The sequence below is a fragment of the Streptomyces botrytidirepellens genome (assembly GCF_003721215.1).
Lineage (GTDB): Bacteria > Actinomycetota > Actinomycetes > Streptomycetales > Streptomycetaceae > Streptomyces > Streptomyces himastatinicus.
Window position 1 is genome coordinate 1 of the sequence record NZ_RIBZ01000231.1, and the last position, 9,789, is coordinate 9,789.

9 protein-coding genes are annotated in these 9,789 nt (G+C 71.5%); 3 read left to right on the forward strand and 6 right to left on the reverse strand.

The window, feature by feature from the left end; all coding sequences use genetic code 11:
- Window positions 1-344 precede the first annotated feature (344 nt).
- Together gabT and EEJ42_RS52875 are read left to right on the forward strand one after the other, a co-directional pair.
- Window positions 345-1,694 carry a 4-aminobutyrate--2-oxoglutarate transaminase gene (gene gabT / locus EEJ42_RS17590; protein ID WP_123100869.1) on the forward strand — a complete coding sequence of 450 codons (1,350 nt, stop codon included), beginning with the start codon at window positions 345-347 and terminating at the stop codon, window positions 1,692-1,694.
- 821 nt (window positions 1,695-2,515) lie between these two features.
- Complete coding sequence (locus tag EEJ42_RS52875; RefSeq protein ID WP_246096840.1) at window positions 2,516-2,719, forward strand: phosphatase PAP2 family protein; 204 nt, start codon at window positions 2,516-2,518, stop codon at window positions 2,717-2,719.
- A gap of 9 nt (window positions 2,720-2,728) precedes the next feature.
- Here the strand turns inward: EEJ42_RS52875 and EEJ42_RS17600 are convergent, their stop codons facing one another.
- Genes EEJ42_RS17600 through EEJ42_RS17620 form a run of 5 tightly spaced genes read right to left on the reverse strand, consistent with a single transcriptional unit; the run spans window position 2,729 to window position 8,353 of the window.
- Window positions 2,729-4,201, reverse strand: coding sequence for an NAD(P)/FAD-dependent oxidoreductase (locus tag EEJ42_RS17600; RefSeq protein WP_246096846.1), 1,473 nt, complete (start codon window positions 4,199-4,201; stop codon window positions 2,729-2,731).
- Between the two features lie 5 nt (window positions 4,202-4,206).
- Window positions 4,207-5,001 (reverse strand): ABC transporter permease, encoded by a 795-nt coding sequence (locus EEJ42_RS17605; protein WP_123100870.1) that lies wholly within the window; start codon window positions 4,999-5,001, stop codon window positions 4,207-4,209.
- Window positions 5,001-5,918: an ABC transporter permease gene (locus tag EEJ42_RS17610; RefSeq protein ID WP_123100871.1), complete on the reverse strand. Its 918-nt coding sequence runs from the start codon at window positions 5,916-5,918 to the stop codon at window positions 5,001-5,003. The genes EEJ42_RS17605 and EEJ42_RS17610 overlap by 1 nt, the downstream gene beginning before the upstream one ends.
- On the reverse strand, window positions 5,915-7,078 hold the full coding sequence (locus EEJ42_RS17615) for an ABC transporter ATP-binding protein (RefSeq protein WP_123100872.1): 1,164 nt from the start codon (window positions 7,076-7,078) through the stop codon (window positions 5,915-5,917). The genes EEJ42_RS17610 and EEJ42_RS17615 overlap by 4 nt, the downstream gene beginning before the upstream one ends.
- Window positions 7,079-7,105: 27 nt before the next feature.
- Window positions 7,106-8,353: a polyamine ABC transporter substrate-binding protein gene (locus tag EEJ42_RS17620; protein WP_123100873.1), complete on the reverse strand. Its 1,248-nt coding sequence runs from the start codon at window positions 8,351-8,353 to the stop codon at window positions 7,106-7,108.
- A 263-nt stretch (window positions 8,354-8,616) separates the two neighbouring features.
- On the opposite strand from EEJ42_RS17620, the gene EEJ42_RS17625 reads away from it, so the two are divergent.
- Window positions 8,617-9,243 carry a riboflavin biosynthesis intermediates N-glycosidase gene (locus tag EEJ42_RS17625; RefSeq protein ID WP_123100874.1) on the forward strand — a complete coding sequence of 209 codons (627 nt, stop codon included), beginning with the start codon at window positions 8,617-8,619 and terminating at the stop codon, window positions 9,241-9,243.
- On the opposite strand, the gene EEJ42_RS17630 is transcribed toward EEJ42_RS17625, so the two are convergent.
- Window positions 9,189-9,789, reverse strand: a 601-nt coding sequence (locus EEJ42_RS17630; protein ID WP_148081984.1) for a DUF4190 domain-containing protein, incomplete at its 5' end; no start/stop codon positions are given. The genes EEJ42_RS17625 and EEJ42_RS17630 overlap by 55 nt on opposite strands.

Genomic DNA, 9,789 nt, shown 5'->3' on the forward strand with positions numbered 1-9,789 from the left:
CGGGGTGGGGCTGGGGGGCGGGGCGGTGGGGTGGGTCGGGTGTTGCGGGAGTCGAACGTGCCCTCGGTGTCCATCTGCTACCCCTTGCCCCCTGACCGGCTGTGCCTCTGCGTTTCGCGCCACCGCGCCACCGCTCAATCTAGTGTTCCCGCCCGGGGAGTTCAGTGACCCCACCGGGGTGGCACCTCACGACGTGCCGGGATGTCCCCCGGGCTGCGGCTATGTCCGTCGCGGACAAGGCGACACACGCACTGCTCCCGAACGGAACATGCCGCTTCGCTCGCCGCGCGCCTAGCCTGCGAGTAAAGCCACTAGCACGCCCCCTTCTTCCCGTGGAGTACCTCATGACCGAACTGTCCGGAGGCCCGTCCCTCCCCCAGGAGCGTCGCGTCGTCACCGCGATTCCCGGCCCGAAGTCGCAGGAGCTGCTCGCCCGTAAGACCGCGGCGGTCGCCGGGGGTGTGGGCAGTGTGCTGCCGGTCTTCACGGTGCGTGCGGGCGGCGGGGTGATCGAGGACGTGGACGGCAATTCGCTGATCGACTTCGGCTCCGGCATCGCCGTGACCTCGGTCGGCTCCAGCGCCGAGGCCGTGGTGCGCCGGGCGTCGGCGCAGCTGGCGGACTTCACGCACACCTGTTTCATGGTGACGCCGTACGAGGGGTACGTGGAGGTCTGCGAGGAGCTGGCGCGGCTCACGCCGGGCGATCACGCCAAGAAGTCGGCGCTGTTCAACTCGGGCGCGGAGGCGGTCGAGAACGCGGTGAAGATCGCCCGCGCGCACACCAAGCGCCAGGCGGTCGTCGTGTTCGACCACGGCTACCACGGCCGGACCAACCTCACCATGGCGCTCACCGCCAAGAACATGCCGTACAAGCACGGCTTCGGCCCCTTCGCGCCCGAGGTCTACCGGGTTCCGGTCGCCTACCCCTACCGCTGGCTGACGGGCCCGGAGAACTGCGCCGAGGAGGCCGCGGCCCAGGCCATCGACATGATCAGCAAGCAGGTCGGGGCGGAGAACGTGGCCGCGATCGTCATCGAGCCGGTCCTCGGCGAGGGCGGCTTCATCGAGCCCGCCAAGGGCTTCCTGCCGCGGATCGCCGAGTTCGCGAAGGACAACGGCATCGTCTTCGTCGCGGACGAGATCCAGTCCGGCTTCTGCCGCACCGGCCAGTGGTTCGCCTGCGAGGACGAGGGCATCGTCCCCGACCTGATCACCACCGCCAAGGGCATCGCGGGCGGCCTTCCGCTGGCCGCCGTCACCGGCCGCGCCGAGATCATGGACGCGGCGCACTCCGGCGGCCTCGGCGGTACCTACGGCGGCAACCCGGTGGCCTGCGCGGCGGCGCTGGGCGCGATCGAGACGATGCGCGAGCTGGACCTCAACGCGAAGGCCCGGCGCATCGAGGAGGTCATGAAGGGCCGGCTGGCCGCGATGCAGGAGAAGCACGACATCATCGGTGACCTCCGGGGCCGTGGCGCGATGATCGCGATCGAACTGGTGAAGCCGGGCACCAAGGACCCGAACCCGGAGGCGACGGCGGCCGTCGCCAAGGCCTGCCACGCCGCCGGCCTGCTGGTTCTGACCTGCGGTACCTACGGGAACGTGCTGCGTTTCCTGCCGCCGCTGGTGATCGGGGAGGACCTGCTGAACGAGGGTCTGGACGTCCTCGAGGGCGCCCTCGCCGAGCTGTGACTGTGGGTGGATCGTCGGGAGCGTGAAGAAGATGTGCGGGGCCGATGACAGGTGGGTGATCGGCCTGTCCGACAGCCTCCCGCTGCCGTACGGTCGTTCCAGATGAGAGAAACACCCCGCTCGCAGGGGACTGCGGGCGATGCCGAGCCGGTGCTTCCCCAGCTCCGACCCGGCTGTGCCCTCGCGCACACCACTGGAGCCTCCGGCTCCGGATCTCCTCACCGATCGGACGGCCGCCCGCCCCAAACCCCCCGGGGCGAGCGGCACACCGGTCGCCACGGCGGCCCCGGAACCACCCCCCCTGTTCCGGGGCCGCCGTCTGTCTTCCTCCGCGCGCTCCGAGCCCTCCGCAACGCGGTCCTCCGTGCGCTCCTGCTCCCCTTGGCGCTGTTGGCGGTGTTCGCACTGTGCGCCTGGCAGGTCGCCGCCCACGGACCGCTCCGTACGTTCGACGAGCGGCTCGGTCGCGCGATCGCCGGATCGCCCCTCCCCTCCCCCGCCGCGGAGTTCTTCGCCGACCTCGGCAATACGGCGGTGGCGCTCCCTGTCCTGGGCATCGCGCTCGCCTGCGCGGTGTGGCGTACCCGGTCGGATATGGAAGCGGCGCGCCGGTGGTGGCCGGGGCCGCTGGCCGCCGCGCTGGCGATGGCGGCGGTCCCGGCCCTGGTCGCGCCGCTGAAGGCGCTGATCGACCGCCCGGGTCCGCCCGGCCCGCTGGCGGGCGAGACCGGGTTCTTCCCGTCCGGCCATGCCGCGACGGCCGCCGTCGCCTATGGCGCGGCGGCCGTGCTGCTGCTCCCCCTCCTGCGCGGGCGGCCGCNGTGCTGCTGCTCCCCCTCCTGCGCGGGCGGCCGCGGTGGTGGCTGATCGGTGCCGTCGTCCTGCTCAACCTCGCGGTGGGGGCGGGTCTGGTCCGCCGGGCGTACCACTGGCCGCTGGATGTGGTCGGGAGCTGGTGTCTGTGCGGCTGTCTGCTGTGGGCGGTGCTCCGCGCGCGCGAACGGAGCGAGAAGCCGCCCACCTGACGCCGGGCCTCAGCTGTCGAAGCCCAGCCCCACCCGGTCCATCGCCTTCAGCCACAGATTGCGCCGCCCCCCGTTGGCGTCGGCCCGGCTCATCGACCACTGCGTGAGGCCGATCCCCGCCCAGCGGACCGGTTCCGGCGGGAACGGCAGGGGCTTGCTGCGCACCATCTCCAGCCGGGTCCGCTCGGTGTCGTCGCCCGCCAGCAGGTCGAGCATCACCTCCGCGCCGAAGCGGCTCGCGCCGACACCGAGGCCGGTGTACCCGAGGGCGTAGGCGACGCGTCCGCCGTGTGCGCTGCCGAAGAACGCGGAGAAGCGCGAGCAGGTGTCGATCGCGCCACCCCAGGCATGGCTGAACCGCACGCCCTCCAGCTGCGGGAAGCAGCGGAAGAAGTGCTGGGCGAGGGTGCGGTAGGTGGCCGGGTGATGGTCGTATTCGGCGCGCACCCCGCCGCCGTAGCGGTAGACGATGTCGTAGCCGCCCCACAGGATGCGGTGGTCGGCGGTGATGCGGAAGTAGTGGAAGTGGTTGGCGGTGTCGCTGAGGCCCTGCCGCCGCTGCCAGCCGATCGCGGCGAGCTGCTCACCGGTCAGCGGCTCGGTCATCAGGGCGTGGTCGTAGACGGGGACGATGTACGGGCGGACGCGGCGCACCAGGGCCGGGAAGGCGTTGGTGGCCAGCGCGACGTGCCGTGCCCGCACCCGGCCGTAGGGGGTGCGCACCAGCATCCCGGAGGATCCGGTTCCGGCAGTTCCCGTTCCGGCGCGGCTCAGCTGCTCGGCGGGGGTGTGTTCGTAGATCCGTACGCCCAGCTCGGCGCAGGCGCGCTTGAGGCCCCAGGCGAGCTTGGCGGGGTGCAGCATGGCCACACCCCGGCGGTCCCACAGCCCGGCGAGGAAGGTGGGCGAGTCGACCTCGGCGCGCACCGCGTCACGGTCCAGGAACTCGGGCTCCGGGACGCCGAGCGCGGCGGCCTGGGCCACGGTTTCGCGCAGTGCGTCGATCTGGTGGGGCCGGGTGGCGACGTCTATCTCCCCGGTGCGCTCGAAGTCGCAGTCGAGGGCGTAGCGGTCGACGGCGGCTTCGATGGCGTCCAGGTTGCGGTGGCCGAGCCGTTCCAGGTCGGGCAGTTCACGGGGCCAGCGGGCGGCGCCGTTGCCGAGGCCGTGGGTGAGGGAGGCGGCGCAGAACCCGCCATTGCGGCCGGAGGCGGCCCAGCCCGCCTCCTGGCCCTCGACCAGGACCACGTCGCGGCCGGAGTCGCGCTCCTTGGCGATCAGGGCGGTCCACAGTCCGCTGTAGCCGCCGCCGATGACGAGCAGGTCGCAGCGCTCGTCGCCGACGAGGGCGGGGTGCGGGCGGGGCCGTCCGGGGTCGTCCAGCCAGTACGGGGTGTAGGCGACGTCGGCGAGGGCCGCCAGGACGGGCGGTCCGGGAGCGTCGCTGCCTCCGGGGAAGCGGGGCATGGCGTCTGCGGCCATGGGTGTCAGCTCCTCTTGCGGCGGGCGCCGGCCAGCTGACCGGCGAGGACGCACAGCACCGCGACGGCGAACATCGCCGTTCCGATCACATTGATCTGGACGGGGGTGCCGCGCTGCGCGGATCCCCACACGAACATGGGGAAGGTGACGGTGGATCCGGCGTTGAAGTTGGTGATGATGAAGTCGTCGAAGGAGAGCGCGAAGGACAGCAGCGCACCGGCGGCGATGCCGGGGGCGGCGATCGGCAGGGTGACGCGCAGGAACGTCTGCGCCGGTGAGGCATAGAGGTCCTGGGCGGCCTGTTCCAGCCGGGGGTCCATGCTCATGACGCGCGCCTTGACGGCGGTGACGACGAAGCTCAGGCAGAACATGACGTGGGCGATGAGGATCGTCCAGAAGCCGAAGCCGACGCCCATGTTGAGGAAGAGCGTGGCGAGGGAGGCGGCCATGACGACCTCGGGCATCGCCATCGGGAGGAAGATCAGGCTGTTGACCGCGGGGCGGGCCCGGAAGCGGTAGCGGGCCAGCGCGAAGGCGATCATCGTGCCGAGGACGGTCGCGCCGAGCGTGGCCCACACCGCGAGCTGGAGGCTCAGGGAGAGCGAACCGCACAGGTCGGGGACGCCGCACGGATCGGTCCAGGCGTCGGTGGAGAACCGCTGCCACGCGTAGTTGAAGCGGCCGTTGGGCTTGTTGAACGAGAACACCAGGACGATGACGTTCGGCAGGATCAGATACGCGAGGGTGGCGAGCCCCGCGAGAACCACCAGGTTGCGCCGTATCCAGCGGATGAGGGCCATCAGACGAGATCCTCCGTCCCTGCCTTGCGGATGTAGACGGTGACCATCGCGAGGATCGCCGCCATGAGGAGGAAGGACAGCGCGGCGGCCGTCGGGTAGTCGAGTACCCGCAGGAACTGCGACTGGATGACGTTGCCGATCATCTTCTGGTCCGTGGAGCCCAGCAGCTCGGCGTTGATGTAGTCGCCCGCGGCGGGGATGAAGGTCAGCAGGGTGCCCGCGACGACACCCGGCATGGACAGCGGGAACGTGACCTTGCGGAAGACGGTGACGGGGCGGGCGTAGAGGTCGCGGGCGGCCTCGTGGAGCCTGCCGTCGATGCGCTCCAGGGAGGTGTAGAGCGGCAGGATCATGAAGGGCAGGAAGTTGTACGTCAGCCCGCAGACCACGGCGAGCGGCGTGGCCAGCACCCGCTGCCCCTCGGTGATCCCCAGCCAGCTGGTCACGTCCAGGAGGTGCAGGGAGTTCAGCGCCCCCACCACCGGGCTGCCGTCGGCGAGGATCGTCTTCCACGCGAGGGTGCGGATCAGGAAGCTGGTGAAGAACGGCGCGATGACCAGGATCATGAGCAGATTGCGCCAGCGGCCCGCCCGGAAGGCGATCAGGTACGCGAGCGGGTAGCCGAGCAGCAGGCACAGCACGGTGGCGGTCGCCGCGTACAGCACCGAGCGCAGGAACTGCGGGGTGTACTCGGTGAGCGCGTCCCAGTACGTCTGCACGTGCCAGGTGACGGTGAAGCCCTCTTCGAGCGAGCCGGTCTGGACGGAGGTCGACGCCTGGTAGACGAGCGGGGCCACGAAGAACACCAGCAGCCACAGGATGCCGGGGAGCAGCAGCCAGTAGGGCACCAGCCGCTTGCGTACGTTACGGGGCGCAGCACTGACGGGGGCCGCGTCGCGCGTCTCCGTGGCCGTCACGCCGCCTCCCCGTCAGTACTGGTGTCGGTGCCCGCGTCGATGTCCTGGGCCGGGTCGAGGCCGAAGGTGTGGGCGGGGCTCCAGTGCAGGACGACCTCGGCGCCGGGGACGAGCCGGGGGTCGCGCTCGATGTTCTGCTCGTAGACGGCCAGCTCGGCGCCGTCCGGGGTGGCCACGACGTACTGCGTGGAGACGCCGATGAAGCTGGAGTCCGCGATGCGGCCGGTCATCCGGTTGCGGACCGCGGGGACGGCCCCGGTGTCCTCGGCGGGGGTGAGGGAGATCTTCTCGGGGCGCACCCCGACCAGCACCGCGGCACCGGTGCGGGCGGGGGCACTGCATCGCCCGGCGGGCAGGGTGAGGCGGCCCCCGGCGGCGGTCAGGAGGAGGTCGCCGCCGCTCTTGTCGGTGATCTCGGCCTCGATGAGGTTGGAGGTGCCGAGGAAGTTGGCGACGAAGGTGGTGCCCGGGCTCTCGTACAGCTCGGCCGGGGCGCCCAGCTGCTCGACGCGGCCGCCGTTCATCACCGCGACCGTGTCGGCCATGGTCATGGCCTCCTCCTGGTCGTGGGTGACATGGACGAAGGTGATGCCGACCTCCGTCTGGATGCGTTTCAGCTCCAGCTGCATCTGGCGGCGCAGCTTGAGGTCGAGGGCGCCCAGCGGCTCGTCGAGGAGCAGCACCCGGGGGTGGTTGATGAGCGCGCGGGCTAGGGCGACGCGCTGCTGCTGGCCGCCGGAGAGCTGCTGCGGTTTACGGCGGGCGAAGTCGCCGAGCTGGACGAGGTCCAGCATCTCCCCGACCTGCTTCTTGACGGACTTGATGCCCCGTCGGCGCAGCCCGAAGGCGACGTTCTCGTAGATGTCGAGGTGCGGGAAGAGGGCGTAGCTCTGGAAGACCGTGTTGACGGGCCGCCGGTGCGGCGGGAGGGCGGTGACGTCGTCCCCGGCGAGCCGGATGGTGCCGGTGGCGGGCTCCTCCAGCCCGGCGATCATGCGCAGGGTGGTGGTCTTGCCGCAGCCGGAGGCGCCGAGCAGGGCGAAGAAGGAGCCGGCGGGTATGTGCAGGTCGAGCGGGTGGACGGCGGTGAAGGACCCGTAGGTCTTGCTGATCCCGTCGAGCCGGACGTCGCCGCCGGTGGTGGTGCTGGGCTGGGTCATGGGTGGACTTCCTCGCGTGTCAGGCCGTCAGGCGCCGGTGAGCTTGGCGAACGCGTCCTCGAACGCCGTCTCTTCCTTGCTCGACAGGGAGCGGAAGGCGTGGGACTTGGCGGCCATCTCCTCGTCCGGGAGGATCAGCGGGTTGTCCGCCAGGCCCTTGTCGATCTTCGCGAGTTCGGCGCGTACGCCGTCGACCGGGCAGACGTAGTTGATGTAGGCGGCGATCTTCGCGGCGACCTTGGGCTCGTAGTAGTAGTCGATGAGCCGTTCGGCGTTCTTCTTGTGGCGTGCCGCGGCCGGTATCAGGAGGTTGTCGGTGGCGGTCATGTAGCCGGCGTCGGGGATGGCGAACTCGATCTCCGGGTTGTCGGCCTGGAGCTGGATGAGGTCACCGGCCCAGGCCATGCAGGCGGCGAGGTCGCCCCGGGTGAGGTCGCCGGTGTAGTCGTTGCCGGTGAAGCGGCGGATCTGGCCGCGGTCGGACGCTTGTCGGAGGCGGGCTATCGCCGCGCCGAAGTCGTCGGCGGTGACGTTCTCGGGGCGTTTGCCCATGTCGAGGAGGGTCAGCCCGACGGTGTCGCGCATCTCGGTGAGCAGGCCGATCCGGCCCTTGAGCCGCGGGTCCTCCAGGAGCTGGGAGACGGAGGTGACGCTGCGGCCGCCGGTGGCCTTCTTGTTGTACGCGATGACGGCGGGTATGCCGGTCCAGGGGTAGGAGTGGGCGCGGCCCGGGTCCCAGTCCGGGTCGCGGAACTCCGCCGCCAGGTTCGCGTAGGCGTGGGGCAGGTTGGCGGCGTCCAGGGTCTGCACCCAGCCGAGCCGGATCATCCGGGCGGCCAGCCAGTCGGTGACGCAGATGAGGTCGCGTCCGGTGTCCTGGCCCGCGGCGAGCTGCGGCTTGATCTTGCCGAAGAACTCCACGTTGTCGTTGATGTCCTCGGTGTACTTCACCGTGATGCCGGTGCGGCGCCGGAACTCCTCCAGGGTCGGGCGGCGGCCGCCCTTGGTCTCGTCCATGTACTCCGTCCAGTTGGAGAAGGCGACGCGCTTCTCCTCGGCGGAGTGGTCATCGGCGGCGCTGTCGGCGCCGGTGCGCCCGGCGGGCGGGATCCCGCAGCCGCTGAGCGCCCCGAGCCCTCCGGCGGCGAGCGCTCCGGCGCCGCCCGCACGCAGCAGCCCACGGCGGGACAGCGCCATGCGGCCGCCGGTCATGCTGCGCCGCACCGCAGCGAGCTGCGGCGCGGACAGGCTCTCGGGCTCGTGCCGTGACTCCATACGCTGTGCCCCCTCGGCGAACCGCCGCTCCGTCGGACCCCATCGCTGAACCATCGCCTGATCTCCTCCGCCGGACCGCCCTCACGCGAGGAGGGCGGCGTGGCTCCAACCGGAATCGAGGGATGATCCTGGCAGAGCACCCGCTCTTCAACAAGGGATTCCGTCGTTGCTTTTTGGTTTCGCGACGAAATCAGTGTCCGCCTCTGAGGGCGGCCGCCTCCGCTCCCGGGGCGCTGTCGGTGGCCGGTGCGAGAATCCCGGGCATGGAGACGAACGGGGTGACGGCATCGGCCACGGCGGACGGCGGCCCGCGCTCGGTCGAGGAGTTGGTGGACCGGGCGGAGCGCGGCGAGACCGTCACGTACGTGTACTTCTGGGGCCATCGGCCGCGGCGCGACGGCGGCGTGGGGGCCGGGTGCTTCAGCCAGTGGTGGCCCGCGCCGTTCGAGGTGGACGGCATCACCTACCCGACCGCCGAGCACTGGATGATGGCCGGAAAGGCGCGGCTGTTCGGTGACGCGGACGCCGAGCGGCGGGCGCTGGCCGCCTCGCACCCCAAGCAGGCCAAGGACGCGGGGCGTTCGGTGCGCGGCTTCGACGAGGCGCGGTGGCGGGCGCACCGCTTCGCGCTGGTCGTCGAGGGCAGTGTGCACAAGTTCGGCCAGAACCCGCCGCTGCGCGACTATCTGGTGGGGACCAACTCCCGGGTGCTGGTGGAGGCCAGCCCGGTGGACCGGATATGGGGCATCGGGCTGGCGGCGGACGACGAGCGGGCGGCGGACCCGGCCCGCTGGCGCGGGCTCAATCTGCTGGGCTTCACGCTGATGGAGGCGCGTCAGCGGCTCATGTCGGCGGACGGGACCACCCGCACGACCGAGATGTCCGCGTAGCCGGAGTCGTCGGTGCCGTCGGAGCTGTCGCTGTTCGCGGCCGCGACATAGACGAAGATCATCACCACACCCGCCACCACGGCGGCCACCCCGAGGATGAGCCCCGCGAGGGCCACGCCGCCGTTGGTCGCCTCACCCCGGCCCGCCTTGGCGCGGCCGAGCACCCCGAAGATGATCGCGAGAACGCCGAGGATGATGCCCAGCACGACGCTGGCGAAGAAGGCCAGGCCGACGATGCCGAGCACCAGGGCGGCCGTGCCGGTGCCGTTGTTCGGCAGATAGGTCCCGCCAGGCTGCCAGCCCTGGCCGTAACCCGCGCCCGGATAGGCCGCGCCCGGGTAGGCACCGCCCGGGTAGGCGGGGTACGCCGCGCCGGGGTAGCCGTAGCCGGGCCCGCCGTACGGGGCCTGGCCGCCGTAGCCCGGCTGACCGTAGCCGCCGGTGCCGTACGGCGCACCCTGGTACGCGCGCGGGGTGCCCGGGCCCGTCGGGGCGGGCGGCGGCGGGGGCACCGCACCGGCGCCGGGTACCGCGCCCGGCGGGGGC